The following is a 26645-nucleotide window of genomic DNA, read 5'->3' on the forward strand; positions in this document are numbered from 1 at the left end:
TTGGCGGCATGAGCAATAAGTGAGCGCTGGACGCTTGAACGTGACCACTGATTGCTCATCTGGAAAGTAATCCAGCTTCGCCAAAGAGAAGGGCATCGTCTCGCTCTGACACCTGGGTGTCGGGGCGAGCGATGGCGTTTCCTGAGGTGTGGGCGGGGAGACACGGCTAAATTCTATTTTGTTATTAATAAATTCTTTTTTATTCCTTATTCTGTTTGAAGGTCGTCCCTATACTGAGCTGCAACGCTAAACGTTGCAGGAGGGCACACCCATGCACAGCGAGTCGATTCGTTATCTGATCGTGCCGGGCTGGCAAGGATCGCCAGAAGATCATTGGCAAACCCATTGGCAGAACAGCTTGCCCAACAGCGCACGGGTGGAGCAGGCCGATTGGCTGACGCCGCGTCGCGAGGATTGGGTGGCGGCACTGGCCGAGGCCATCGCTGCTGACAGTACGCCGGTTATCCTGATCGCCCATAGCCTGGGCTGCATCACCGTGGCCCACTGGGCCGCCACCGCACCCGTGCAGTTCTTGCGACAGGTACGCGGTGCGTTGCTGGTGGCTCCGGCGGATGTCGAGCGCCCTGCGTGTGCCCCTGCACTGCGCAATTTCGCCCCTATTCCAACTGACCTGCTGCCATTTCCCAGCCAGGTGGTCAGCTCCGATAACGACAGTGCCGTGAGCGCCCCCAGGGCTCTGGACCTGGCGCGTCAATGGGGCGCCGAAGCCGGCATCTTGTCGGGCGCCGGGCATATCAATGTGAAGTCCGGCCACCGGCGCTGGGAGCAAGGGTTTGCTTACCTCTATCGCCTGCAACATCGCCTCGAGCACCACGCTCGGCGCAGCGCCTAATATTTTTCAACGCCCCGTCCCTGTGCGGATTGGGGCGGGAGCCTGCCATGAGTCTGCATGAAACCTTTGGCCAGCCGTTGCTGACCTTTCCCGATGCCGAAAAAAGCCCGTTGAGCATCCGCGCCAAGGCGCTGGTGTTCGTCGACCCACGGTCACGCCAACTGCGTGAAGAGTTGGAAAGCCTTGCGCCGCGTGCCTTGCCCGTATTGATTCGTGGTGAGACCGGCAGCGGTAAAGAATTGCTGGCGCGGCACATTCACCGTGGCAGCGACCGTACTGGCCTGTTTGTCTCGGTCAACTGTGGCGCCATCAGCCCCACCTATGCCGATGCCGAGTTGTTCGGCTATGCCGCCGGTAGCCACAGTGGTGCGGCGAGCAGCCGGGCGGGATGGTTCGGCTCGGCCAACGGCGGCACCTTGTACCTGGATGAGATTGGCGACTTGCCGCTGCCGATCCAGGTGAAGTTGCTCGCGGCCCTGGAAAACCACGAAGTCACCCGTGTCGGTGCCCATCAGCCGAGCCCGGTGGATGTGCGCCTGGTGGCCGCCACCAGCATCGACTTGGCCCAAGCCGTGGCCGTGGGCAAGTTCCACGAGCGTCTGTTTCATTACTTGAGCGAAGGCCGGCTGGACCTGCCAGCGTTGCGCGAGCGGGTGGGGGATATCTTGTCCCTGGCCGAATATTTCCTCGGCATCTACAGCCAGCGCCTGGACCTCCCGGTGCCGCTGATCAGCGACGCCGCCCAGCAGGTGCTGGAGCAACACACCTGGCCGGGCAATACCCGTGAACTGGAAAACGTCATTCACTTTGCCTTGCTGGTGAGCAGTGGCGATGAAATCTTGCCCGAGCATTTGAACTTGCCGGTGGCGGGTTCGCCGCTGGAGCAAGTACGACGAATTTTTGCCAGCGCCAGCCCAGCCGAGAAGGAATCGGTGCGTAAATTCCTGTATGAGCAAAATGGAATATCAACGTGAATAAAAGATATTGTTCGGGAATAAAAAATCTAGGTATTGTCCTCACCACGCCGCGATAGCACTTCGCTGGCACCTCACATAAAAACGGTCGTTAGAAGGACATTGCATGAAAAAGGTTCTGTTGTTTACCGCTCTGGCGGCTGCCCTGACTGCCGGCTTCGCCCAGGCCAACGAAAAGCTGGTGGTGGCTGCTACGCCGATCCCGCACGCCGAAATCCTCGAGCTGATCAAGCCGACCCTGGCCAAGGAAGGTGTGGACCTGCAGATCAAAGTCTTTACCGATTATGTACAACCGAACGTGCAAGTCGCTGAGAAACGTCTGGACGCCAACTATTTCCAGACCCTGCCGTACCTGGAAAACTTCAACAAAGGTAAGGGCACCAACCTGATTACCGTGGTGGGTGTGCACGTTGAACCCTTCGGCGGCTACTCGAAAAAGATCAAGAAAATTGAAGATCTGAAAGACGGCGCCACCGTGGCTATCCCTAACGAAGGCTCCAACAGCGGCCGCGCCCTGTTGCTGCTGCAAAAGGCCGGTGTGATCACCCTCAAAGACCCGACCAACGCCTTGGCCACGCCGAAAGACATCGCCAGCAACCCCAAGAACCTGAAATTCAAAGAGCTGGAATCGGCCCTGCTGCCACGGGTACTGGACCAGGTTGACCTCGACCTGATCAACACCAACTACGCCCTGGAAGCTGGCCTGAACCCGGCCAAGGACGCGTTGATCATCGAAGACGCCAAGTCGCCGTACGTGAACTTCCTGGTGGCGCGCCCGGACAACAAGGACAGCGATGCTATCCAGAAGTTGGCCAAGGCCCTGACCAGCCCGGAAGTCAAAGCTTTCATCGAGAAGAAGTACAACGGCGCGGTGGTGCCAGCGTTCTGATGTAAGCCAAAACTCCTTCAAGGTTTCAACGCCGACGGCTACTACAGCGTCGGCGTTTTTTTATCTGAAATACACTCAAAGACTGTGGGAGCTGGCTTGCCTGCGATAGCGGTGGGTCAGTGTCACATCTGTACCTGACGGACCGCTATCGCAGGCAAGCCAGCTCCCACAGAGGTAAGTTTTTTGGTGATATGGATATGCTATCTAGGTATTTAAACTTTGATTTTTATACCTTTAAAGTTCGCGCTAGCTGACGTTATCCACGTCGGCACGGACTGCGCTCGCGGCATTACCCATGCGGCGATATGGACTGCACATGACCTTCGATTTCGCTTTTATCCTCAGCACCCTGCCGGCGTTTCTCAAGGCCGTGGGTGTGACGCTGCAAGTCGGCCTGATCGCCATTGCCACCTCCTTGCTGGTGGCGCTGATCAACGCTGCGCTGCTGGTGTTTCGCACGCCTTACCTGTCGCGCCTGGTGGCGTTGTATGTAGAGCTGGCGCGTAACACGCCGCTGTTGATCCAGCTGTTTTTCGTCTACTTCGCGCTGCCGGCCCTGGGTTTCAATATTTCCGGGTTCTGGGCGGCGATTATCACCATGACCTTTCTGGGCGGCGCCTACCTCACCGAAGTGCTGCGCGCCGGTGTGGAAGCGGTGCCGCTGGCGCAAATCGAGTCGGGCAAGTCCATTGGCCTGTCCGACTGGCAACTGCTGCGCCATGTGATTCTGCCCCAGGCCGGTATCCTCAGCCTGCCGGCGTTGTTCGCCAATTTCATTTTCCTGCTCAAGGAAACCACCGTGGTGTCCGCGGTGGCGGTGCCGGAGATTCTCTACACCACCAAGAGCTACATCGCCCTCTACTACAAGACCTACGAAATGCTCGCCGTGCTGACGCTGATTTGCGTGCTGTTGTTCCTGCCGTTGTCGCTGTTGCTCAGCCGCCTGGAAAGGAGGCTCCAGCATGGCCAGTTCGGGTCTTGAGTTGCTCTGGGTGTCGTTGCCGCAACTGAGCAAGGGCGCTGCGCAAACCCTGTCGATTTCGTTTTTGAGCATCGCCTTCAGTACGGTGGGCGGCGTGCTCTACGGCGTGCTGCGCACCTTGAATAACAAGGCGATCAACGGCGTGCTGCGGGTCTACCTGGAACTGTTTCGCGCCATTCCGGTGCTGGTGTGGTTGTACCTGCTGTTTTTTGGCCTGCCGATCTTCTTCGGCCTGAGCATTCCGAGTTTCTGGTGCGCGGTGCTGGTGCTGTCGTTGTGGGGCGCCAGCGAGGTGGGCGAAGTGGTGCGTGGCGCGCTGCATTCGTTGCCCCGTGGCCAGCGCGAAGCGGGCCTGTCGATTGGCCTGTCCGGCCCACAGTTGTACGGCTATGTGCTGCTGCCCCAGGCCCTCAAGCGCATGACGCCGCCGACCATCAACGTGTACACGCGCATCATCAAGACCAGCTCCCTGGCGGTGCTGATTGGTGTGGTGGATGTGATCAAGGTCGGCCAGCAAATCATCGAGCGCACCTATGAGTCTGTATTGATCTACGGTGCGCTGTTCCTGTTTTTCTTCTTTATCTGCTACCCGTTGTCAGCCGCCTCCAAGGTGCTGGAACGGCGCTGGGCCCAAGCATGAGCGCATTGATCGAGTTCCAGGGTTTCAACAAATTCTTCGGCGAGACGCAGGTGCTCAAGGGCATCGACCTGAGCGTGCAAAGCGGCGAGGTGGTGGTGATCCTCGGCCCCAGCGGTTGTGGCAAAAGCACCTTGCTGCGTTGTTTGAACGGTTTGGAAGTGGCACACAGCGGCAGTCTGCGGTTTGCAGGCCTTGAGCTGTTGGATAAAACCACCGACTGGCGCCAGGTATGCCAGGACATCGGCATGGTGTTCCAGAGCTACCACCTGTTCCCGCACATGAGCGTGCTGGACAACATCCTGCTCGGCCCGCTGAAAGTGCAAAAGCGCGACCCCCGCGAGGCCCGTGAGCAGGCGCAAAAACTGCTGGAGCGCGTGGGCCTGGCCGACAAGCGCGATGCCTTCCCTCGCCAGCTTTCCGGCGGCCAGCAACAACGCATCGCTATCGTGCGCTCGTTGTGCATGAACCCCCAGGTCATGCTGTTTGACGAAGTCACCGCGGCCCTCGACCCGGAGATGGTCAAGGAGGTGCTGGAAGTGATCCAGGGCCTGGCCCGCGATGGCATGACCCTGCTGATCGTTACCCACGAAATGGCCTTCGCCCGCGCCGTCGCCGACCGCGTGGTGTTCATGGAGGCCGGTCGAATCCTCGAACACAACACCCCCGAGGCATTCTTTACGAACCCGCAGACCGCACGCGCGCAGCAGTTCCTGGAGAAGTTCTCCTTTGTTTCAACACTGCCCAAAAAGATCAAGGAACTGGAGCTGATATGAAAAAGTTACTGCTGCCACTGTTTGCCGTCGCCTTGCTGGCCGGCTGCGATAAAAAGGCCGAAGAGCCGGTAAAACCTGCGGCTGTGAGCTACATCGACAAAATCAAAGCGCGGGATAAACTGATTGTCGGCGTGTTTACCGACAAGCCACCCTTCGGCTTTGTGGACGAAGCCGGTCGCTATGTCGGCTTCGATACCGACATCGGCCGGCAATTCGCCAAGGACCTGCTGGGCGACGAAAACAAAGTGGAATTTGTTGCCGTGGAACCGGCCAGCCGCATTCCCTTCCTGCAAAGCGACAAGGTCGACCTGATCCTCGCCAATATGACCGTGACGCCTGAACGCAAGGAAGCGGTGGACTTTACCAACCCCAATCTGAAAGTCGCGGTCCAGGCCCTGGTGCCGAATGACAGCGCCGTCAAAAGCCTGGATGACCTGGCCACCCGCACGACCATCGTCACCACTGGCACCACGGCGGATATCTGGCTGACCAAGAACCACCCGGACTGGAAGCTGCTCAAGTTCGAGAAGAACTCCGAGTCGCTGCAGGCGCTGTCGGCTGGCCGTGGTGATGCGTATGCGCAGGATAATCTGGTGTTGTTCAGTTGGGCCAAGCAGAACCCAGGTTACCGTGTGCTGGAAGAGAAACTGGGTGATGAAGCGCCGATTGCCCCGGCGGTGAAGAAGGGCAATACCGAGCTGCGTGACTGGGTGAATGCCGAGCTGGCAAAGTTGGGCGAGGAGAAATTCCTACTCAAGCTCTATGACCAATATGTGCGTAAAGAGCTGAGCGATGACACCAAGCCTGAGAGTGTGATTGTGGAAGGCGGTAAGTGGCAGGGCTGATTGAACACGTCCTTGTAGGAGCGAGCTTGCTCGCGAAGAACGCACAGGCAACGCGGGCTACCAGATAACGCTGCGTTATCGTTGACGTTTTTCGCGAGCAAGCTCGCTCCTACTCCGGCCAATGCCAAGCCGGTGCATCCAAAATGCCTTGTCCCACAATCCGCGTTTCCCCCATCACCTTCTCCAACACAATCGAGTTACACCCCTCATCCTGCTGCAACGCCGCAATCAACCGGCTGGCATGGCTCACCACCCACACCTGGCACTGTTTCGAGGCCTGGATAATCAAGCGCGCCAGTGCTGGCAACAAGTCCGGGTGCAGGCTGGTCTCCGGCTCGTTCAGCACCATCATGGTCGGTGGCCTTGGCGTCAGCAGCGCGGCGATCAGCAGCAGGTAGCGCAGGGTGCCGTCCGACAGTTCCGCCGCCGACAACGGGCGCAGTAAGCCTTCTTGATAGAACTCAATGGCAAAGCGTCCGCCCTGCAAGGGTTCGATATGCAACCGTGCGCCGGGGAAGGCATCACTGACCGCGTGCTGCAACGCCTCGACATCGCCCACTTCGCGAATCGTCTGTAACGCGGCCGCCAGATCCCGACCGTCGTGATGCAGCACCGGCGTGCGCGTGCCTAATTGCGGCTGACGTACCGGCGCATCCACATCGCTGCGAAAGTGATCATAAAAACGCCAGCCACGGATGCTTTCGCGCAGCAGCAACACTTCCGGCGAACCGCGCAGGCTGCCGACCTGATCGAACAGGCTGTGATAGTTGGGCGTGTGCTGGGCCAGTACGTCCCAGGCGCGGCCATCACGGGCGCGTACCATCGGGCCCGAACGCTGCACCAACAGGCTGGCCGGGCGGTAGAGGGGGCCGGCCCAGATACATTCCTTTTTAATTTCCGGGTCCAGTTTGAACTCGCTGCCGGGAACCGGGATGGGCATGCCCAGGGAGATGGCGTAGCTGAAGTCCTCCCCGGCAAAGCCCAGGCGCAAGCGTTTGACGCCTTGGGCAACCACGGCCTCCACCGGCACTTCGCCATTGCGCATGCGCCGGCTGATGTTTTCCGGCCCGGCCCAGAATGTGGAATCCAGCCCGCCTTCACGGGCCAGCGCATTGATCACCCCGCCCTGGGCGGTTTCGGCCAACAGGCGCAGGGCGCGATACAGGTTGGACTTGCCGCTGCCATTGGGCCCAGTCACCAGGTTCAGCCGGTCCAGGGGCACCACCAATTTGTTGATCGAGCGGTAATTGGCCACCGCGAGGGTTTTAAGCATGTGTATTTAGTCAGCGTGGGAACCATTGGAGTATGGGATCCTCCATGCAGATAAGGAACCCTGATCTAAGCTCACAGTCGCATACACACTTGAACGTCGGCATCACGCAAAAGGAGCCTGCATGGGCGGTCGCACTTCGACATTTATTTTCAGCCTTGGCCTCCTGGCGCTGCTCAGTGGCTGTGGCCAAGACAAGGCCGAGCCCAAGCAGCATTCACGGGTGTTCGTGCAAACGGTGCAGTCGGCGGATTTTGCCGCGGCGGTCACGTTGACCGGTGATATCCAGGCGCGGGTGCAAACCGATCTGTCCTTTCGCGTGGGCGGCAAGATCATCCAGCGCATGGTCGACGTGGGCGACCGAGTAACGGCCAGGCAAGTGCTGGCCAAGCTCGACCCCAAGGACCTGCAAACCAATGTCGATTCCGCCCAGGCTCAGGTTGTGGCTGAACAGGCGCGGGTCAAGCAGACCGCCGCCGCCTTCGTGCGCCAGGAAAAACTCTTGCCCAAAGGTTATACCAGCCGCAGCGAATACGACGCCGCCCAGGCCGCGCTGCGCAGCAGTCAAAGTGCCCTGGCCGCTGCCCAGGCGCAGTTGGCCAATGCCCGCGAACAATTGGGCTACACCGCGTTGATCGCCGATGCACCGGGGATCATCACGGCGCGCCAGGCCGAAGTCGGCCAAGTGGTACAAGCTACCGTGCCGATCTTCAGCCTGGCCCGCGATGGCGAGCGTGACGCCGTGTTCAACGTGTATGAGTCCTTGCTGGTTGAGCCGCCGCCCGACGCGCCGATTACCGTCAGCCTGCTGGACAACCCGAGCATCAAGGCCGTGGGCAAAGTCCGCGAAGTCACGCCCGCCGTGGCCGCCAATACCGGCACCGTGCAAGTGAAGATCGCCCTGCAAAGCCTGCCCAAGGGCATGGAGCTGGGCTCGGTGGTCAGCGCCACCGCCAATGGCCCGGCCAAGGCGAGCATCGAGCTGCCCTGGTCGGCCCTGACCAAAGACCTCAACGAGCCAGCCGTATGGCTGGTGGACGGCGAGGGCAAGGCGCAGTTGCACAAGGTCACCGTGGCGCGCTACCTCACCGGCAAAGTGATCATCGGCGAGGGCCTCAACGGCGGTGAAAAAGTCGTGATAGCCGGTGGGCAATTGCTGCACCCCGGCATGGTCGTCGAGATCGCCCAACCCGGAGCGCAGCCATGAAGCAACTGACGCTCATTGTCGCCGTCAGCCTGTTGCTGGTGGCCTGCTCCAAGGAAGAGGCGCCGCCCGAACCCATACGGCCCGTGCTGTCCATGGAAGTGAAGGCTGAAGATCAGGAAAACCTCGGTCGTTTCGCCGGCACCATCCAGGCCCGCTATGAAAGCAACCTGGGTTTCCGCGTGCCTGGCCGCATCGCCCGTCGCGCCGTGGATGTCGGCGCCGAAGTGCAGAAAGGCGCCTTGCTCGCCGTGCTTGACCCCACCGACCAGCAGAACCAATTACGTGCCGCCCAGGGCGACCTGGCGCGGGTACAGGCGCAGTTCATCAACGCCCAGGCCAACGCTCGGCGGCAACAGGAACTGTTCAACCGTGGCGTCGGCGCACAGGCTCAATTGGATGTGGCCCAGACCGACCTGAAAACCACCCAGGCGACCCTCGACCAGGCCCGCGCCTCGGTCAATCAAGCCAAGGACCAGCTCAACTACGCCGAACTGCGCACCGACCACGCCGGCATCGTCACCGCCTGGAATGCCGAGGCCGGCCAGGTGGTCAGCGCCGGCCAGCAGGTGGTGACCCTGGCCCGTCCGGACATCAAGGAAGCCGTGATCGACTTGCCCGCCGGCTTGGCTGAACGTCTGCCTGCCGATGTGGTGTTCCTGGTCGCCGGGCAATTGGACCCCAGCGTGCACACCACCGCCGTGGTGCGTGAGATCGAGCCTCAGGCCCAAAGCGCCACGCGCACCCGTCGCGCACGCCTGAGCCTGGCCGAAACCCCGCCCGCGTTCCGCCTGGGCACGGCAATCAGCGTGACTTTGAGCACCGCCATCGCCCCGCGCATCGAACTGCCCCTGAGCGCCTTGCAGGAAGTCGACGGCAAGACCCGTATCTGGCTGCTCGATACCCAGAGCCAGACCGTACAACCCCGCGAGGTCACGGTCATCAGTCGTGATGCTCACAGCGCCTTGCTCAATGGCAGCGTCAAACCCGGCGAGCGCATTGTCACCGCCGGCGTGAACAGCCTGAAACCCGGGCAAAAAGTCAAAATCGACGAGGACAGCCCGCGATGAAAGGGAGCTTCAACTTATCCGACTGGGCCCTCAAGCATCAGTCCTTCGTCTGGTACCTGATGTTCGTCGCGCTGCTGATGGGCGTGTTCTCGTACATGAACCTGGGCCGTGAAGAAGACCCGTCGTTCACCATCAAGACCATGGTCATCCAGACCCGCTGGCCGGGCGCGACCCAGGAAGAAACCCTCAAGCAGGTCACCGACCGCATCGAGAAAAAACTCGAGGAACTCGACTCCCTCGACTACGTGAAAAGCTACACCCGGCCCGGCGAGTCCACGGTGTTCGTGTTCCTCAAGGACACCACCAGCGCCAAGGCTATCCCGGAGATCTGGTACCAGGTTCGCAAGAAGATCGATGACATTCGCGGCACCTTCCCCCAGGGCTTGCAGGGGCCGTCGTTCAACGATGAATTCGGTGACGTGTTCGGCTCGGTGTATGCCTTTACCGGCGATGGCCTGTCGATGCGCCAGCTGCGTGACTACGTAGAGCAAGTGCGCGCCGAGATCCGCTCGGTGCCAGGGCTGGGCAAGGTCGAGATGATCGGCCAGCAAGACGAAGTGATTTACCTGAATTTCTCCACGCGCAAACTCGCGGCCCTGGGCATTGATCAGCGCCAGGTCGTGCAAAGCCTGCAATCGCAAAACGCCGTGACCCCGGCCGGGGTGATCGAGGCAGGGCCCGAACGCATCTCCGTGCGCACCTCCGGGCAGTTCGCCTCGGAGAAAGACCTGGCCAACGTCAACCTGCGCCTCAATGACCGTTTCTACCGGCTGGCGGATATTGCCGACATCAGCCGTGGTTATGTGGACCCGGCGCGGCCGATGTTCCGCTTCAACGGCAAACCGGCGATTGGCTTGGCCATCGCCATGCAGAAGGGCGGCAATATCCAGTCGTTCGGCAAGGCCCTGCACGGGCGCATGGACGAGCTGACCGCCGACCTGCCGGTGGGCGTCGGCGTGCACAAGGTGTCCGACCAGGCCGAAGTGGTGGAGGAGGCCGTCGGTGGCTTCACCAGCGCATTGTTCGAGGCGGTGATCATCGTGCTGGTGGTGAGCTTTATCAGCCTCGGCATGCGCGCCGGGTTGGTGGTGGCGTGCTCGATCCCGTTGGTGCTGGCGCTGGTATTTGTGTTCATGGAATACAGCGGCATCACCATGCAGCGTGTGTCGCTGGGCGCGTTGATCATCGCCCTCGGCCTGCTGGTGGATGACGCGATGATCACCGTGGAGATGATGATCACGCGCCTGGAAAAAGGCGAAACCAAGGAACAGGCGGCGACTTACGCCTATACCTCCACGGCGTTCCCGATGCTCACCGGCACCCTGGTGACCGTGGCCGGCTTCGTGCCGATTGGCCTCAACGCCAGTTCGGCGGGCGAGTACACCTTTACTCTATTCGCGGTGATTGCCGTGGCGATGCTGGTGTCGTGGGTGGTGGCGGTGCTGTTTGCGCCGGTGATCGGCGTGCATATCCTCAGTGCCAATGTGAAACCGCACAACGCCGAGCCAGGGCGCATTGGCCGGGCCTTCAATGGCGGCATGCTGTGGGCCATGCGTAACCGCTGGTGGGCGATTGGCATCACCGTGGCGTTGTTCGTGGCCTCGGTGTTTTCCATGCAGTTTGTGCAGAACCAGTTCTTCCCGTCGTCGGACCGCCCGGAAATCCTCGTCGACCTGAACCTGCCGCAAAACGTCTCGATCAACGAGACGCGCAAGGCCGTCGACCGCCTCGAGGCGATCATCAAGGACGACCCGGACATCGCCCGTTGGAGCACCTACATCGGCCAGGGCGCGATTCGTTTCTACCTGCCGCTGGACCAGCAGCTGGAAAACCCCTACTACGCGCAGCTGGTGATCGTGAGCAAGGGCCTGGAAGAGCGTGGCGCCCTGATCGCCCGCCTGCAACAGCGCCTGCGCGATGATTTTGTCGGTATCGGCAGCTACGTGCAGCCGCTGGAAATGGGCCCGCCGGTAGGGCGGCCGATCCAGTACCGTGTGTCTGGCAAAGACATCGACCAGGTGCGCAAGCACGCCATTGAACTGGCGACCTTGCTCGACCAGAACACCCATTTGGGCGAGATCATCTACGACTGGAACGAGCCGGGCAAAGTGCTGCGGGTGGACATCGCCCAAGACAAGGCGCGGCAATTGGGGCTGTCGTCGGAAGACGTGGCGCAGTTGATGAACAGCGTGGTCAGCGGCGCGGCGGTGACCCAGGTGCACGACGATATCTACCTGATCAACGTGGTCGGCCGCGCCGAAGATGCCGAGCGGGGCACCCCGGAGACCTTGCAGAACCTGCAGATCGTCACGCCCAACGGCACCTCGATTCCACTGCTGGCGTTCGCCACCGTGCGTTACGAGCTGGAGCAGCCGCTGGTGTGGCGCCGCGACCGCAAGCCGACCATCACCATCAAGGCCGCCGTGCGCGATGAAATGCAGCCGACCGACCTGGTCAAGCAGTTGGCGCCGACCATCGAGAAATTCAGCGAAGGCTTGCCGGTGGGCTACAAAGTCGCCACCGGCGGTACCGTGGAAGAAAGTGGCAAGGCTCAGGGGCCTATCGCCAAGGTGGTGCCGTTGATGCTGTTCCTGATGGCCACCTTCCTGATGATCCAGTTGCACAGCGTGCAGAAGATGTTCCTGGTGGCGAGTGTCGCGCCACTGGGGCTGATCGGCGTGGTACTGGCGTTGATCCCCACGGGCACGCCCATGGGCTTTGTGGCGATCCTGGGGATTCTGGCGCTGATCGGCATCATCATCCGCAACTCGGTGATTCTGGTCACTCAGATCCACGAATACGAAGAGGCCGGCTACACGCCGTGGGATGCGGTGGTGGAGGCGACCGAACACCGGCGTCGACCGATTCTGCTGACTGCTGCGGCGGCGAGCCTGGGCATGATCCCGATCGCACGGGAGGTGTTTTGGGGGCCGATGGCTTACGCGATGATTGGTGGGATCATCATTGCGACATTGCTCACGTTGCTGTTTCTGCCGGCGCTGTATGTGGCCTGGTACAAGATCCGCGAGCCGAAACAGGATTAACACTGAGAGAGGGGCTGTCAGTTAAGCGCAGATCCTCTGTGGGTGCGGGCTTGCCCGCGAAGGTGGTGCGTCAGTCGCTGCATCTGTGACTGAACTGTCGCTTTCGCAGGCAAGCCAGCTCCCACATTTGGATCTTCATTCTGGTTAAGGCTGTGTGAAACTTCTGAAAAATCCGCATGTCGTCCTGGCTCGCTACTGCATGTTGTACCCTCTGGTCCTTATTCCAAACCCAGGTCGATCCTCATGCAGTGCCTGCGTTTCACCTTGCTGCTCTGCGCGTTGCTCCTTGCGCCGCCCACCTTCGCCGCCACCGTACTGGAAAACGCTTTATGGCGTGTCGAGCTCGACCCCGCCACCCTGGCGCTGCGCGTGACACCTGCGGGCCAAGCCTCGGTGCAGGCCTCCAGCGGTGTGGCTGCGCATGCCGTCAGCCAATTGCGGATCACCCCTGACCAGGCCACTTGGCAATGGGACAACGGCGCCTATCGCCTGAGCGCCCGCCTGCAACAGCGCGACCTGGCCCTGACCATCAACGCCCGTGAGCCCGGTGAGCTGGCCCTGCTGCGCCAGCCCGCCGAGGCCATGGGACGAGGGTTGATCTGGCCCTTGGCCGAGGGGCATTACGTGCCTGCCGGCAATGCCATCTGGAACGCGTTTCTGCTGGAGCGGGGCGAGTTCAATACCACCCAGGACCTGAGCCTGCCGCTGTGGGGCGTGGATCACGCTGGCTTCACCTTGAACTGGCTATTGACCAACCCCTACAACAACCGCCTGCAATGGCAAGCCGACGGCAACGGCCTGGCCCTCTCAGCTTCCCATGAATTCACCCCGCTGGCGCCCGACGCGCCGATGACACTGCGCCTGTCCTTGGGCGATGCCGATCCGTTGGCTGGCGCCAAGCGCTACCGCCAGTGGCTGGTGGAGCAGGGCCGCTATGAACCGTTGGCGGACAAACTGCGGCAGACGCCTGAAGCCCAGAAGCTGCTGGGCGCAAGCCATGTGTACCTCTGGGACAACGGCCTGCTGGCTTTGGGTGATGTGCGTGATTGGCCAACACTGATCAAACGGCTGCGCAGCCATGAACTCAAGACGCTGATGGACAAAGAGAGCGCACAGCTGCTGGCGCAGTCCACTCCCTTGAATCGCTATGAGCAAACCGTGCTGCTGCGCGGCCTCAACGCGGCGATCAACACCAAGGCCCGGCAGGCCTGGCAGGTGGAAGAGCCCGACATGACCCGCCTTGCCGCTCGCTATGGTGAGCTGCGCAGTGAACTGGCCGTGGACTTTGCGGGGGCCTTGGGTGATAGCCCGCAAACTTGGGGCAGTAGCACCATTCAAGCCCTGCGCGACGCCGGGCTGCAGCGTCTGTTGCTGACCTTGGGCGAAGGTTGGGAGGGTGGCCTCTGGCATCCCGAAGCGATTCGCGCGGGGGTGGATGCCGGTTTTCTGATGGCGCCTTACGACTCCTATGAAACGGCCCTGTCCGCCACGGAAAACCCCGATTGGACCACCGCCCACCTGGGCGCCAAGGCCTATCGCGACTGCGCGATCGTGCTGAAAGACGGCAAGCTGAAAACCGGCTTCCAGAAGTCCGGCCACTACACCGACCCGCGTTGTGTACGGCCTTTGCTGGAGGCGCGGGTGAAAGCGGTACAAGCCAAAGCTGGTTTCAACGCCTGGTTTCTCGATGCCTACGCCACCAGCATGCTGTTCGACAGTTACCGCAGCGACGCCAGCATGACCCAGGCGCAAAACGCCGAAGGCAATATCGAAGCCTCCCGCTGGATAAACACCGTGCCCAAGCTGGTCACCGGCTCCGAAGACGGCAACGCCATCACCGCCCAGGGCATCCTGTTTGCCCACGGCATGCAGACCCCGGTGATCGGCTGGGGGGATCCTGAGATGACCAAGGACCAACAGTCGCCGTACTTCGTCGGCAACTGGTACCCCACGGAGCAACCAGCGGTGTTCTTCAAATCGGTGCCGTTGAAGGAGCCGTTTCGCACCGTGTATTTCGAGCCGACGATGCGCCTGCCGTTGTATCAGGCGGTGTTCCACGGCTCGGTGATCACCACCCATCATTGGCTGTTCGACAGCCTCAAGCTGAGCAATGTGCAGGTCGAGAACGAGTTGACCCAACTGCTCTATAACGTGCCGCCGCTGTATCACCTGAGCACAGCTACACTCAAACAGCGCTTGCCGGTGATACAACGCCAGGATGCCTTTTTCCGTGCGCTACACCAGCGTCTGGCTACTCAGGCGATGATCGATTTTCGCTGGTTGAGCGATGACCGGCAGGTGCAACAAACCACGTTTGCCGATGGTACTCGGCTGGTTGCCAACTTCTCTGGGCAAATCCGTGAGATCGCTGGGGCCACCCTTGATGAATACAGCATTACCGCGTTCGAGGCAGGCGACAACGTAATGCAGTATCGCGCCGGCAACCCTCTACATTGAGTGAGGGCACCCTTGCCGGTCAGGAAGGGAGTCATCCTCATGTATATCAAATCTGCGTTGTTGGCATTTTGCTTGCTGATTGTCATCGCGTGCCAGCACGAGTCTCCTCAGGCTGGCCCACGGCTTCTGATCGAGAACGCCTACATCTTTACCATGGAGCCGGACCAGCCCCGTCCGTTCATGGGCTACCTGCTGGTGGATCAGGCCGGCGCCATCAGCGGATTGGCCGCCGGCAAAGCGCCCCCCGGGCTAGTGGCGCAACGCCGTATTGATGCAAGGGGGCAATGGGTGATGCCGGGGTTTGTGTCGGCGCACAGCCACCTGTGGCAAAGCGGGTTCTACGGGATTGCCGCGAATGAAAACCTTGAAGGTTGGCTTGCCCGGCTTTACGGCGTTGAAGCGCCAAAGCTGGACGCCGCGCAGCTCTATCAACTGACCCGGCGCGGTGCGAGCCAGTCCCTGCGCAACGGTATTACCACGATGTTCAACTTTACCTATACCGGGGCGGACCGCAGCGGCGAAGTGGACCGCCAACAACTGCGCGGCGCGCTCGACGCGGGGGGGCGTGTGATACACGGGTTCAATGTACGCACCATCAGCGAAAGCTGGACTCCCGCCATGGCCCGTGAGCGTACTGCGGCATTCCTGATGTGGGCCGGCGCGCAATCTGAATCAGGGCGTTATCTGGGCACGATGCTTGCCGGCGGCGCTGGGTTCGTCGACGCTGCGGTCGGGCAGGCCCAGGTTGAAGGCGACCTGATGCATGAGTTTTCTTTGGGCAACCAGCAGCACTATCTTGAGTCCGTAGCAGATTCCGCGGGGGAGCGCGCCCGTTATCCGGTACTTGGACAGGCGGGTATCATCGGGCCGCGCTTGATCTTTGGCCACTTCATTCACTCCACACCCGAGCTGACTGCTGCGGCGGCCAAGGCGGGTGTCGCCATGGTCTGGAATCCGATGTCTAACGGTCGCCTGGGGTCCGGGATGGCGGATGTGCTGGCTTATCGCGCCGCGGGCATGAAAGTGGGCATGGGCGTGGATGGCGAAGCCAGTGCCGACCGAGCGGATCCCTTCGAGAATATGCGCATGGGCTTGTATCAGGTGCGCGCCGTTCATCAACGGGCGGCCGCGATGCAAGCCTATGAAGTGATGCGCATGCACACGCTGGGCAGCGCCGAGGTGCTGGGGGTGGAGGACAAGCTGGGCAGTCTCAAGTTGGGTAAACGTGCTGACCTGCTCCTGGTGGACCCAGGTAGCTTCACTCCCTGGCAGGAACCTTATGCCGCGCTGGTGTTTGCAGGTGGAGTGAAAGACATTCGTGAAGTCTTTGTGGATGGTCTCTCACTGGCTCGCTGATCAGGCAGGCTTGCGCCACACACTCGCCAACCAAGGCTGCTGCTCCCGCGGCAACCCGGCCGGCCGGTAGTAGTGCTCCAGCTCTTCAAACCCGGCCTCGGTCAGCAAGGCTCGCCACGCCTCCAGATCGTGATAAGACCCATACCGCGGCCCATTCCAGCCCTCTTGGTTCTCGCCCCGAGGGTTGGAGCTGAACAGCACGCCTCCAGGTTTCAACGCGCCATGCAGTTCTTTGAGCACGCGCGGCAGTTCCTGCTTGGGAATATGAAACAGCACCGCATTGGCAAACACCCCGTCAAAGCGCGCAGCGGGCAGGTCCAGCTTGAGAAAGTCCTGCTGCAGCACCTCACAGCCGCTGTCTTCGCGGGCCATCTGCGCAAAACGCTCGGAGCCATCCAGGCCCACGGCGATATGCCCCATGCGCGTAAACGTCTGCAAATCCCGCCCTGGCCCACAGCCGAAATCCAGCACGGTAAACGGCGGCGTGCCCTGGATATGCCGCAGCAGCGCGTCGATGTTCTGGCTCACATCGTGATCGCGGGTGCCTTCACGGAAGTCTTCGGCCACCTTGTTGTAATGGCCCAAGGTGGTGGCGGTGATCTGATTGAGGTCGTCGGGAGCAAGTTTCATGGCATGGCGCACGGCTGCGGCTGAAGTAACGGGACTATACCCTGGCCCACTCTTGAGTTGAAAACCGTGTATCCGCTGTAGGGCGCTTCATGGCGTTCGCAGTGTGCGCATCCGACAGACCGCCACGGGGAATTGTGGGTAAGATTCGGCCCTCATTTGCAGAGGGCTATACATCCATGGAAGAGGAAAAACATTCACCCGTTGGCCACCACACCGCGCCGAACAAGGTTGACCAATACGCCACGAGATTGAGCAATGACCTGCTCTGGCTCAATGAGCGTGCCTGGCCGCTGACGGTGGGGATTCTCTCGGTGGCAGGCCTGTACCTGTACCAGTACATCCAGATGGAAAAGGTGCCGCTGAGTATCTTGTCGGCGTCGGCGTTCACCGCATTGCCAGCGATGTTCGCCATGTTGGTATTTGTGATCGGCATGATGGGCGCATCGATCCTGGTGCCCACGTTCATCTTGTTCACGCGCCTGAACGGCACAGGTGTGCGTCTGAGTGATCAACTCAATCTCAGCCCGCAGTCGCCGCAAGAGACGGCCCAGCACAGGAGGTTACTGGGACATTGGGGGGCCAGCCTGTTGGTGATGTTTGTGTTCTGGATGTCCGCCGTATACCTGTCCGTGAACGCCGAAAGTGGGCTTTTGCTGACGCTCGGTTGGATCGTGGCGATCATGGCGGCGGTAGTGGCCTATGTCGGCATCATCATTCGTGCCCGGCCCGCCCATGTTGCCCTGCGTGAGTTGTCCGGCGAGTTCTGGCTGGCCAGTGCTGGCGCCGGGGCCATTCAAATGGTGGTCATTCTGATGGTGACGGTGCCGGTCTCCCGCGCCTTCAGCGAGTACTCCGACAGCGCCGTGTTCTTTGCGCCGTTCATGGCCGCCGAAATGGCCGTGCTATTTCTGATCCAGGGGAGCGCCGCCTGCCTGGTGGTGCGCATGCGCGTTCAGAAAAACCCGGTGGCGTTCGCCTCACTGGTGGCCTTTGCCCTCATCGTTTTACTCGGGCTTATCCCGGCGAGCGGGGCCAAGTTGGGCGGCCTGCCGCTGCAAGGCTCCGCTTCGGGAGGGCGCGTGTGTACGTTGATGACCTGGGCGGCAGAGGCCAAGGTTCCCGGCGTGCTGGTAGACGCCGACAACCCCAAGCGCAGTGTAAAACTGCGGGTGATGGCCGACTCGGATGGCAGCTACATCGTGAGGCCCTGGCAGGCCAAGGAAAAAACCATCACCTTCGTGCCCCGCGCCAGCGTTGCCCAACTGGATGAGTGCCCGTGAGCTAGCGGGTTTCCAGGCGGGCGGAGCCCACTGCTCTCACTTCCTGCATCGAACGGTTATCGGTTCGAGAGCTGATCCAAGAAAAACCGTTTTCCGCGGCTCGGACAGTGATTGCGAAGTTCTGTGGCACAACGAATGTCGGTGCAGAAGAAATGGGAGTGGCTGCTGCATTTTCGTTTACGGTAGCGAACAGCACGAGGACGGCCGACACGAAGCCGCTGGAAGTCATGAGGTTTGGCATGTGCTGAATCTCCTAGGTCGAATGTGTCGAGTATTAAATGGTGTTTGAGCTCGTAAGCATCCCTTTCAGTAAAGTTTTACCGCCACAGCTTGAACGTCCTGCTCGCTATCAACGTTCTGACCAGCGGCATAATTCCCGCTTTGGGAAACGGCCTTGAGCGCACTGTTTCGGCCACCGTCAATTGCTTCAAGGCAGCTGTATTTGGCAGGAATTTCACCGGAAGCAGGATGCCAGATACATCCGACTGTGTACTGAGCATCATTAGTCCTGTTCAGAGCCACCGTGTTGTTGTCAGCAATGCTGAATGCCTGGGTCCATGTGTTCGGTGGAGGCTCAATCAGCTGGATACCAAATATTCCGGCAGGAGGAATCCACGTGAAATAGCTGGTCCTGCCGTCGTTATCCTTGCGCTCTACCAGGGCAATTCCGTTGTTATTGATTGCGCGTCCATAGTTCATGGTGCCGATTGCCAGATTCAGAGTCAGCGGAGCCGACGTGGGTGTATTCCAGACTGCTGTTCGGGCCGGGTTGGCATTGGTGTTGGGATACTCGCAAAAGCCTATGGATTGTAGGGCGTTATTGAGGCCAGTGACCACGCAATGGTTGGCCCCGGTAGCGAGGGGCAAGGGTGTCACGGTATAACCGGTGGCATTCGCTTGAGCTAACTTGGGAACGGTAGTGCCGTTGCTGCCCGGGCAGTTCAGGGCAATCCCCGGATAGTTGCTCGTAAGCGTGTTGTTTATGTCCTGAGGAGTGCATGCGTCGTTGTACCCTGCCAACCCGAGTAGCGACGAAAAAACGCGCATAGGCGTGCCAGTTCCGGCAAGCCACACAACTGTGGAGTACTCTTTGCCGTCGCTGCTGATGCTTGATCCGAGCATATCGCCGCGCTGGTTGAACGCGTTGACGGTGGTCCGTACATCTGCAGCACGCAGTAGTGTGCCAGGAAGCGGAGCGAGCGCTGTAGGAGTGCTTGTCGGGGTAGTCACGTTCCAGATCACGGCGGTATCGACATTGTTAGCGTTCTTGCAGATGCCAGCAATCCAGCCACCGTTGGAGACAGCACTTGCGTAGCAGGGCTGAGTTTCCACCAGTGGTTTCAGTGCTAGCTGTGCGTTCGGTGTGTTCAGGTTTACCACCCAAGGCGCATTGTTAGCGCTGGAATCGGGCGGCGAGCAGTTGCCGACAGCAATAGCGTTGTCGTTGATGCTGGTGGTTTCGCACTGCCCAGCCATAGGCCCCAATTTGACGTAGTGGGCAGCATTGGCTGTCAATGCAAGTACACTCGCCAACAGGCTGCCCGCGATTTTCATTAGGTGTGTTTTGATCATCAGTCCGTCCTTGGGGAAACATTCACGGTCTGATTAGATATACAAAGAACATGGCCAACAACTGTCATAGTTGACAGGTATGAACGCGCACTCAGCGCTTGTTCAATACCCGCGCCAATCGGTCCCCGCTCAGTTGGATCACCGCCACCAGCACCACCAGCAGCACAATCACCGTGAGCATGATCTGCGTATCGAAGCGCTGGTAGCCGTAGCGGTAGGCAATATCGCCCAGGCCACCGGCACCGATCGCCCCGGCCATGGCCGATGAGTTGATCATGGTCACCAGGGTGATCGTGAAGCCGCCGACGATGCCGGGCAACGCCTCTGGCAACAGCACATGCCAGATGATGTGCCAGCGGCGGCAACCCATGGCCTGCGCGGCTTCGATCAGGCCATGGTCGACCTCGCGCAGGCTCACTTCAGCGATGCGTGCAAAGAACGGCGTGGCGGCGATGGTCAGCGGTACCACTGCCGCCCAGACGCCATAGGTGGTGCCGACGATCAGGCGCGTGAACGGGATGAGCGCCACCATCAGGATCAGAAACGGAATGGAGCGGAACAGATTCACGAACGCTCCCAGCACGCGGTTAAGGGCCGGTGCCTGGTAGATGCCGCCCTTGTCACTGGTGACTAGGAACACTGCCAGCGGGATGCCCACCAGCAGCGCGATCAGCGACGACACCCCCACCATCAACAAGGTGTCGATGGCGCCCTGCACTAAACGATCAAACCACATAGCCCAGCACCTCCACCTGTTGTGCCCAATTGGCCGCACGTTTGCGCAGCTCTTCGCCGTTGTGCGGCGATGCATTCACTGCCAGCAGCAGTTGCCCCAAGGCATGCCCCTGGATGCGTTCCACGCCCCCATGCAGTAAACGCACGCGGCCGCCGAGGGCACTGAACAGCGCCGCGAGGTCTGGCTCCAGGGTGTCGCTGCCGGTGAACAGCAGGCGCAGCACCAGTGCGGCGTCGGCCGAGGCTGGCGTGGGTTGCAGGCGGCTTTGCAACTCTGGCGGCAAGCCGTGTTGCAGCGGTGCGAGCAGGGTCTTGCTGACCTCATGTTGCGGATCGCCAAACACCTGCCACACCGGGCCTTGCTCGACGATACGCCCGTGTTCGAGCACCACCACGCGGTCGCAGATGTCGCGGATCACCGCCATCTCATGGGTGATCAGCACGATGGTCAGGCCCAGGCGTTGGTTGATCTCGCGCAGCAGGCCGAGGATCGACTGGGTGGTTTCCGGGTCGAGGGCCGAGGTGGCTTCGTCGCACAGCAGAATCTCGGGGTCGTGCACCAGCGCGCGGGCGATGCCGACGCGCTGCTTTTGCCCGCCGGACAGCTGCGCCGGGTACGCTTTGTGTTTGTCTTGCAGGCCTACCAGTTCCAGCAGTTGATGCACCTTTCGCGAGCGTTGTGCCTGGGGCACGCCAGCGACCTTGAGCGGCAACTCGACGTTCTGCCACACGGTCTTGGCCGACATCAGATTGAAGTGCTGGAAGATCATGCCGATGCGCCGCCTTAGCGCCACCAGGTGGTCTTCATCGAAGCTGCCGATGTCCACCTGGTCGATCAGCACCCGCCCGCTGCTGGGTTGTTCCAGACGGTTGATGGTGCGGATCAGCGACGACTTGCCGGCGCCGCTGCGGCCGATGATGCCGAACACTTCGCCACGCTGGATCGCCAGGTCAATGCCTTGCAGCGCATGCACCGTGCCGTCATAGGTCTTGCCCAGATTGATGAAGCGCACATGGGCGCGGTTCAAGTCCGGGTGCAGTTCAGTCTGTTCGGCGTGGCTGGGCGCGTGCTCCAGGTCACGCAAGCGGGCGTTGGCGGCACTCATGGTTTAGCTTCCCAGCCGACCTGGTAGAGCTTGCCCAGGGACTTGTCCAGGGCAGCGCGCACTACAGGCGAGTGCTGGTAGATATCGACGAACTTGATCACCCGTGGGTCGGTTTTGCTTTTGGGCTGGATGACGAACTGAATCACGTATTCCGGGTGGTCGAGGCCGTCGAACAACAGCGCCGACTCGGCATCGAAGGTCTTGGACAGGCGGATATACGCCGGGTAGCCCTGCACCAGATCGGCGTCGTCATAGGCGCGCACCAGTTGCACGGCTTCCACTTGCAGGATCTTGATGTTTTTCGGGTTGGCGACGATGTCTTCCTCGGTGGCCTTGTAGCCCACACCCGGCTTGAGGGTGATCAGCCCGGCCTTGGCCAGCAGTTGCAGGCCGCGACCGCTGTTGATCGGGTCGTTGGCAATCGCCACGCTGGCGCCTGCGGGCAGCTCGTTGAAGCTCTTGTACTTTTTCGAGTACAGCCCGACGTTGTTGATGATCCCTGGCGCGTACGGCACCAGGTCAAACCCGGCGGCGGCCTTGGCGTTTTCCAGGAAGGGAATGTGCTGAAAGTAGTTCACGTCAATATCGCCGGCGGCGAGGCTGACGTTGGGCGCGATCCAGTCGGTGAACTCCACCAGCTCGACCTTCAGGCCCTGCTTGCCGGCCTCTTCTACGGCGGCTTCCAGGGGAATGGCGAAGGCGGCGGTGGTGCCGACTTTCAGCGGGGCATCGGCGGCGAATACCGCCGAGCTGAATAAGCCGAAGGCCAGGGCCAGTGCTTTGACTGGGTGGTTTAAGAATGTCTTTTTCATAGTGGTTTTCCAGTCATAAGGTCTTAGATAGCGAGATCGTTCCCACGCTCCGCGTGGTAATGCAGCCAGGGACGCTCCGCGTCCCAAAAGCGAACGCAGAGCGTCCAGGAGGCATTCCCACGCGGAGCGTGGGAACGATCAAACAACGTGGCGGTAGGTAGAGCCGGTGTGTTGTTTGGGTAAGCGGGCCGTGTCGTGGAAGACTTTTTCCCGCAGCGTTCCCGGCGCATATTCGGTCTTGTACGAGCCCCGCCGTTGTAACTCCGGTATCACCAGCTCAATGAAATCCACATAGCTCTCCGGCGTCACAATGCGCGTCAGGTTGAAACCATCCAGCCCGGTTTCGCTGATCCAGGATTCCAGCTCATCGGCCACCTGTTCAGGCGAGCCCACCAAGGTGATATAGCGCCCGCCCAAGGCGTGCTGTTCAAGCAATTTGCGCCGGGTCCAGTCGTTGTTCTGCAGGTTCTGGGTGGCCGACTGGATCGCGTTGCTTTTGACGTACTGGATCGGTTCGTCCAACGCGTACTGGGCAAAATCAATCCCGGTCGAGGCCGAGAAGTGCGCCACGCCGGCTTCCGCGCTGGCGTAGCTCAGGTACTCGGCGTGCTTGGTCCACGCCAGCTCTTCGGTGGCGCCCACGATCACGTTGAGGCCCATGAACACCTTGATGTCATCCGGGTTGCGCCCAGCCGCCACCGCGCTGGCGCGCACCTTGTCCACCTGGCGCTTGGTCGCGGGTTTGTTCTGCCCGCTGATAAACACGCACTCGGCATGTTGCCCTGCGAACAGCAAGCCGCGCTCGGAACTGCCGGCCTGGAACAGCACCGGCGTGCGCTGCGGCGATGGCTCGCACAGGTGGTAACCCTCCACCTGATAGAACTCGCCGTGGTGCTCTACCTTGTGCACCTTGCCCGGTTGCGCATACACCCGCGCCTGGCGATCGTTGCGCACCGCGTCGTCTTCCCAGCTGCCTTCCCAGAGCTTGTACAACACCTGCAGGTATTCATCGGCCTGGTCGTAGCGCCGGTCATGCTCGACCTGTTCGGTAAGGCCCATGGCCTTGGCGGCGCTGTCGAGGTAGCCGGTGACAATGTTCCAACCCACCCGGCCGCGGCTCAGATGATCCAGCGTCGACATGCGCCGGGCGAACAAGTACGGCGGTTCGTAGGTGAGGTTGGCGGTGAGGCCGAAGCCAAGGTGCTGGGTGACGGCGGCCATGGCCGACACCAGCAGCAGCGGGTCGTTGACCGGTAGCTGGATCGACTCCTTGAGGGGCACGTCAATGGAGTCCTGATAGACGTCATACACGCCGACGATATCAGCGATGAACAAACCGTCGAACAACCCGCGCTCCAGGATCTTCGCCAGTTCAGTCCAGTATTCGAGGGTCTTGTACTCGGTCGAGTTGTCTCGTGGATGAGCCCACAAACCGTGATTGATGTGCCCGATGCAGTTCATGTTGAAAGCATTGAGCAGGATCTTTTTTTTGCTCATCAGATGGTCCCCCGCAGCGGCGGGTTTTCATCGTTGAGGTAGTAGTTGCCGACCGCATGGTATTTCCAGCGCACCGGGTCGTGCAGGGTGTGCACCCGGGCATTGCGCCAGTGGCGGTCCAGGCCATGCTCGGCCAGGGTCGCCTGGCTGCCGGCCAGTTCGAACAAGGTGCTGCCGGCTGCCAGGGAAATCTCTGTGCTCAAGGCGCGCACTTCGGCGACGGCGATGGAGGCTGCGGCGACGGTCTGGGTATTGCTGTCGGCCTGGGCGCGATCAAGGAATTCACCTGCGCGCTCCAGCAAGGCTTCGGCGGCGTGCAGGCGGCTGCTCAGGTGGCCGAAGCTCTTGAGTGTCAGCGGGTCTTCGGTGGCTTTGTCGTTGCCGGCGTCGATCCACGGGCGGGTCTTGGTGCGCACAAAATGCAAGGCGTCCTCAAAGGCTGCGCGGGCGATGCCGGTGTCGATGGCTGCGTGGAGAATCTGCGCCAGCGGGCCGACGGTGGTCGGGCGTTCGAACGCGCTCTGGAACGGCACCACGTCTTGCGCCGCGACCCACACGTTGTCGAACACCACCGAACCGCTGCCGGTGGTGCGCTGGCCGAAGCCGCTCCAGTCGTCGATCACCGTCAGGCCCGCGCTGTCACGCGGCACGAAGGCCAGTTGCTGCACGCCGTTTGCATCCACCACCGAGGTGGGGATGCGCTGGGCATAGATCGCCCCGGTGGCGTAGAACTTGCGCCCGCTGATGCGAAAACCATCGCCGTCGCGGGTGAGGCTGGTGATGCGGTCATGGGCGGTCTTGGTGCCCAGTTCCGCCAAGGCGTTGCCAAAGCGTTGGCCGGCCAATACCTCGGCGTACAGGCGTTGCTGCTGTTCGGAGCTGCCGTTCACGCGCAGTACTTCGAGGGCATAGAAATGGTTTTGCGGAATCTGGCCCAACGAGCCGTCGGCCTGGGCGATCAGTGCGATGACCTTGGCCAGGGTGACGTTGGACACGCCCGCGCCGCCGTAGGCCTTGGGCACGCTGATGCCCCACAGGCCAGAGCGGGAAAACACGTCCAGTTCGGGCAATGGCAGGCGGCGTTCGCGGTCGCGTTGGGCGCTGTCACGGCGCAAGTCTTCAGCAAGGTCGCTGGCGACAATAAGCGCTTGTTCGTCGCTGGTGATGACCGCGACGGGGTGAGAAAGGGTCATGAGTTTCTCCAGAAGCTCGTGGAAAAAGTGTTCTGGTTGGTTAAATCCAGGAATGACGAGCCGGCAAGGTGCCGTTGAGTCGATAGGCGCCGATGGCGTGGTACTTCCAGCGCACCGGGTCGTGCAGGGTGTGCACCCGGGCGTTGCGCCAGTGACGGTCAAGGTTGAATTCGGCCAGGGTGGCGCGGCTGCCGGCCAGTTCGAAGAGCTTCTCGGTGACTTGTAACGCCACTTCGGTGGTCAGCACCTTGGCCTCGGCCACGGCAATCGAGGCGTGGGCGGCGGATTGCGCGGTGATCGGCGAGGCGCTGACCTGGTCCAGCACCTGGCCTGCCTTGCGCAGCAGGGCTTCGGCGGCGTGCAGTTCGATCTTCAGCTTGCCGATATCGGCGATCACATACAGGTCGTCGCTGGCTCGCTCGACCTTGGCGTCGATCCACGGGCGCGAACGCTCACGTACGAAGGCGATGGCATCGTCGAGGGCGCCCCGGGCGATGCCGGCGTCTATGGCGGCCTGGATCAGTTGCGACACGGCCCCCTGGATATTCGGGCTTTCGCCCAGGCGCCAGTTGTCGATGACCAGTTCCGGGTCCACTGCCACGCGGTCAAGCAAGACGGTGCCGCTGGCGGTAGTGCGTTGGCCAAAGCCGGACCAATCATCAACGATGCGCAGCCCTTCGCTGCCGCGACGTACAAAGGCCATGACCTGCTTGCCGTCATCGTTCAGGGCCTTGATTGCCACCCAGTGAGCGAACAGCGCGCCTGTGGAGTAGAACTTCTGGCCGCTGAGCACGTAACCGTCGCCTTCGGCCGTGAGGCGCGCCTTGAGCTCAAGGGTATTTTTGGTGCCGCGTTCCGGTCCGCCGTTGCCGATGCGCCAGCCGTCGAGCACGCTCTGGAACAGCTGCTTTTTCTGACGCTCGGTGGCGGTGCCCTGCAATACGTGCAAGATGCCGAAATGGTTCTGCGGGATCTGCCCGAGTGCCGGGTCGGCCGCGCTGATGATCGCGAAGACTTCGGCCAGGGTCACAAACGACACCTGGGGGCCGCCGTATTCACGGGGAATGGAAATACTGCCCAAGCCGCTGCGGGTGAATTGTTCGAGCTGCGCCCAGGGCAGTTTGCGTTGCTGGTCGCGCTGGGCGGCCTGCGCACGCGCAGCCTGGGCCAGCTCGTGGGCGGCGCTCAGCGCCTGGGCGTCGTTGCGCAGCACCGTGGCGGGCAACAGCAGGGGGGCTACGTCCAGATCACTCTGGGGGGATGTTAGAGCCAAGTTAGACATCAGCGCCGCTCCTTGGCTGCACGCAATGCCCTGGCGTTGTGCACCGGGGTAATTCTGACCATACCGACCTCGCATTCAATGAAATAAACAGAAAAATCAGGAATGTCCGGTGGTCCGGTGCATATACCCTAAGCGTGTTAATTATTTAAATAAACTAACTTTTAGGAATATGCATAGAAGG

Annotated in this window: 22 protein-coding genes; 13 read left to right on the top strand and 9 right to left on the bottom strand. The window is 61.0% G+C overall.

Annotated elements, in window-relative coordinates; genetic code table 11:
- The first annotated feature begins 271 nt into the window (after window positions 1-271).
- The 7 genes from QK296_RS03215 (at window position 272) to QK296_RS03245 (ending at window position 5956) form a co-directional block, all read left to right on the top strand.
- Window positions 272-853 (top strand): alpha/beta hydrolase, encoded by a 582-nt coding sequence (locus tag QK296_RS03215; protein ID WP_003187610.1) that lies wholly within the window; start codon window positions 272-274, stop codon window positions 851-853.
- 47 nt (window positions 854-900) lie between these two features.
- Window positions 901-1827 carry a sigma 54-interacting transcriptional regulator gene (locus tag QK296_RS03220; RefSeq protein ID WP_056782590.1) on the top strand — a complete coding sequence of 309 codons (927 nt, stop codon included), beginning with the start codon at window positions 901-903 and terminating at the stop codon, window positions 1825-1827.
- Between the two features lie 106 nt (window positions 1828-1933).
- On the top strand, window positions 1934-2716 hold the full coding sequence (locus tag QK296_RS03225; protein ID WP_003187613.1) for a MetQ/NlpA family ABC transporter substrate-binding protein: 783 nt from the start codon (window positions 1934-1936) through the stop codon (window positions 2714-2716).
- A 316-nt stretch (window positions 2717-3032) separates the two neighbouring features.
- Window positions 3033-3698 (top strand): amino acid ABC transporter permease, encoded by a 666-nt coding sequence (locus QK296_RS03230; protein ID WP_003187615.1) that lies wholly within the window; start codon window positions 3033-3035, stop codon window positions 3696-3698.
- Window positions 3679-4338, top strand: coding sequence for an amino acid ABC transporter permease (locus tag QK296_RS03235; protein WP_003187616.1), 660 nt, complete (start codon window positions 3679-3681; stop codon window positions 4336-4338). The genes QK296_RS03230 and QK296_RS03235 overlap by 20 nt, the downstream gene beginning before the upstream one ends.
- Window positions 4335-5111, top strand: coding sequence for an amino acid ABC transporter ATP-binding protein (locus tag QK296_RS03240; RefSeq protein ID WP_282390592.1), 777 nt, complete (start codon window positions 4335-4337; stop codon window positions 5109-5111). The genes QK296_RS03235 and QK296_RS03240 overlap by 4 nt, the downstream gene beginning before the upstream one ends.
- On the top strand, window positions 5108-5956 hold the full coding sequence (locus QK296_RS03245; protein ID WP_003187618.1) for a transporter substrate-binding domain-containing protein: 849 nt from the start codon (window positions 5108-5110) through the stop codon (window positions 5954-5956). Before QK296_RS03240 ends, QK296_RS03245 begins: the two co-directional genes overlap by 4 nt.
- Before the next feature lie 109 nt (window positions 5957-6065).
- On the opposite strand, the gene QK296_RS03250 is transcribed toward QK296_RS03245, so the two are convergent.
- Window positions 6066-7229, bottom strand: coding sequence for an AAA family ATPase (locus QK296_RS03250; RefSeq protein WP_034125474.1), 1164 nt, complete (start codon window positions 7227-7229; stop codon window positions 6066-6068).
- 121 nt (window positions 7230-7350) lie between these two features.
- On the opposite strand from QK296_RS03250, the gene QK296_RS03255 reads away from it, so the two are divergent.
- The 5 genes from QK296_RS03255 (at window position 7351) to QK296_RS03275 (ending at window position 16357) form a co-directional block, all read left to right on the top strand.
- Window positions 7351-8433, top strand: coding sequence for an efflux RND transporter periplasmic adaptor subunit (locus tag QK296_RS03255; RefSeq protein ID WP_003187621.1), 1083 nt, complete (start codon window positions 7351-7353; stop codon window positions 8431-8433).
- The gene (locus QK296_RS03260) at window positions 8430-9500 is read left to right on the top strand and encodes an efflux RND transporter periplasmic adaptor subunit (protein ID WP_120247812.1); all 1071 of its coding nucleotides are present in this window, start codon (window positions 8430-8432) and stop codon (window positions 9498-9500) included. Before QK296_RS03255 ends, QK296_RS03260 begins: the two co-directional genes overlap by 4 nt.
- Entirely contained in the window at window positions 9497-12544 is a 3048-nt protein-coding gene (locus QK296_RS03265; protein ID WP_282390593.1) for an efflux RND transporter permease subunit, read from the top strand. Before QK296_RS03260 ends, QK296_RS03265 begins: the two co-directional genes overlap by 4 nt.
- 243 nt (window positions 12545-12787) lie before the next feature.
- Window positions 12788-15001: a glycoside hydrolase gene (locus tag QK296_RS03270; protein WP_282390594.1), complete on the top strand. Its 2214-nt coding sequence runs from the start codon at window positions 12788-12790 to the stop codon at window positions 14999-15001.
- 39 nt (window positions 15002-15040) lie between these two features.
- A complete protein-coding gene (locus QK296_RS03275; RefSeq protein WP_282390595.1) occupies window positions 15041-16357 on the top strand; it encodes an amidohydrolase family protein in 1317 nt (438 codons plus the stop codon).
- On the opposite strand, the gene QK296_RS03280 is transcribed toward QK296_RS03275, so the two are convergent.
- A complete protein-coding gene (locus tag QK296_RS03280; RefSeq protein WP_057709531.1) occupies window positions 16358-16987 on the bottom strand; it encodes a class I SAM-dependent methyltransferase in 630 nt (209 codons plus the stop codon).
- A 176-nt stretch (window positions 16988-17163) separates the two neighbouring features.
- Here QK296_RS03280 and QK296_RS03285 point away from each other — a divergent pair, with 176 nt between their 5' ends.
- Window positions 17164-18267: a hypothetical protein gene (locus QK296_RS03285; RefSeq protein ID WP_282390596.1), complete on the top strand. Its 1104-nt coding sequence runs from the start codon at window positions 17164-17166 to the stop codon at window positions 18265-18267.
- Between the two features lie 306 nt (window positions 18268-18573).
- On the opposite strand, the gene QK296_RS03290 is transcribed toward QK296_RS03285, so the two are convergent.
- The 7 genes from QK296_RS03290 to QK296_RS03320 all read right to left on the bottom strand — a co-directional run bounded on the left by QK296_RS03290 (window position 18574) and on the right by QK296_RS03320 (window position 26464).
- Window positions 18574-19839 carry a hypothetical protein gene (locus QK296_RS03290; protein WP_120247816.1) on the bottom strand — a complete coding sequence of 422 codons (1266 nt, stop codon included), beginning with the start codon at window positions 19837-19839 and terminating at the stop codon, window positions 18574-18576.
- Between the two features lie 91 nt (window positions 19840-19930).
- Window positions 19931-20575 (bottom strand): methionine ABC transporter permease, encoded by a 645-nt coding sequence (locus QK296_RS03295; RefSeq protein ID WP_003187635.1) that lies wholly within the window; start codon window positions 20573-20575, stop codon window positions 19931-19933.
- Window positions 20565-21680: an ATP-binding cassette domain-containing protein gene (locus QK296_RS03300; RefSeq protein ID WP_282390597.1), complete on the bottom strand. Its 1116-nt coding sequence runs from the start codon at window positions 21678-21680 to the stop codon at window positions 20565-20567. The genes QK296_RS03295 and QK296_RS03300 overlap by 11 nt, the downstream gene beginning before the upstream one ends.
- Window positions 21677-22492 carry a MetQ/NlpA family ABC transporter substrate-binding protein gene (locus tag QK296_RS03305; protein ID WP_212613723.1) on the bottom strand — a complete coding sequence of 272 codons (816 nt, stop codon included), beginning with the start codon at window positions 22490-22492 and terminating at the stop codon, window positions 21677-21679. The genes QK296_RS03300 and QK296_RS03305 overlap by 4 nt, the downstream gene beginning before the upstream one ends.
- Window positions 22493-22630: 138 nt before the next feature.
- A complete protein-coding gene (locus QK296_RS03310; RefSeq protein WP_282390598.1) occupies window positions 22631-23989 on the bottom strand; it encodes an LLM class flavin-dependent oxidoreductase in 1359 nt (452 codons plus the stop codon).
- The gene (locus QK296_RS03315; protein ID WP_003187639.1) at window positions 23989-25182 is read right to left on the bottom strand and encodes an SfnB family sulfur acquisition oxidoreductase; all 1194 of its coding nucleotides are present in this window, start codon (window positions 25180-25182) and stop codon (window positions 23989-23991) included. The genes QK296_RS03310 and QK296_RS03315 overlap by 1 nt, the downstream gene beginning before the upstream one ends.
- Window positions 25183-25222: 40 nt before the next feature.
- Window positions 25223-26464 (bottom strand): SfnB family sulfur acquisition oxidoreductase, encoded by a 1242-nt coding sequence (locus tag QK296_RS03320; RefSeq protein ID WP_282390599.1) that lies wholly within the window; start codon window positions 26462-26464, stop codon window positions 25223-25225.
- Window positions 26465-26645: the final 181 nt, after the last annotated feature.

Source organism: Pseudomonas sp. AL10 (assembly GCF_029960685.1).
Lineage (GTDB): Bacteria > Pseudomonadota > Gammaproteobacteria > Pseudomonadales > Pseudomonadaceae > Aquipseudomonas > Aquipseudomonas lactis.